Source organism: Pseudooceanicola lipolyticus, from assembly GCF_002786325.1.
In the GTDB taxonomy this organism is placed as follows: domain Bacteria; phylum Pseudomonadota; class Alphaproteobacteria; order Rhodobacterales; family Rhodobacteraceae; genus Pseudooceanicola_C; species Pseudooceanicola_C lipolyticus.
Window position 1 is genome coordinate 1 of record NZ_PGTB01000432.1, and the last position, 552, is coordinate 552.

Consider the following 552-nt stretch of genomic DNA (forward strand, 5'->3'; position numbering starts at 1 on the left):
AACAGCATCGCCACCACCATCGGCACCAGCCCGGCCCAGCGCGCCCGCCCCTGCCACAACACCAGCCACAGCCCGCCCAGCGCCAGCAGCGGCAACACCAGCGGCCCGGGGCTGATGACATGGCCCTGCGCGCCCTCCAGCGCCGCGACATAACCGGCCACCGCCAGGATCCAGGCCAGGCCGCGTTCCATCAGCCACAGCCCCACCCCCTCCAGCCCCAGCGGCCACAGGCACAGCGCCAGCACCGCCGCGGGCACCACCACCATGCCCATCACCGGCACCGACAGCAGGTTGGCGAACAGGCCGTATTGCGCCAAGGTGTTGAAATGAGCGGCCGACACCGGTGCCGTCGCCGCCCCGGCCACGGCGGAGGAGATCACCACGCCCAGAACCGGCCGCAACCAACGCGGCGCGCGCGGCAGGTCAAGATGGCGCAGCGCGCCGAACACCGCGACCAGCGCGGTGGTGGCGGCAAAGGACATCTGAAATCCCGGCCCCAGCAGCGACTCGGGGCGCAGCGCCAGCACGATCAGCGCCGCCAGCGCCACCGCG

At 72.8% G+C, this 552-nt stretch carries 1 protein-coding gene; it reads right to left on the reverse strand.

The window, feature by feature from the left end; translation table 11 throughout:
* Positions 1–552, reverse strand: a 552-nt coding sequence (locus CVM52_RS26445; protein ID WP_205965053.1) for a ComEC/Rec2 family competence protein, incomplete at both ends; no start/stop codon positions are given.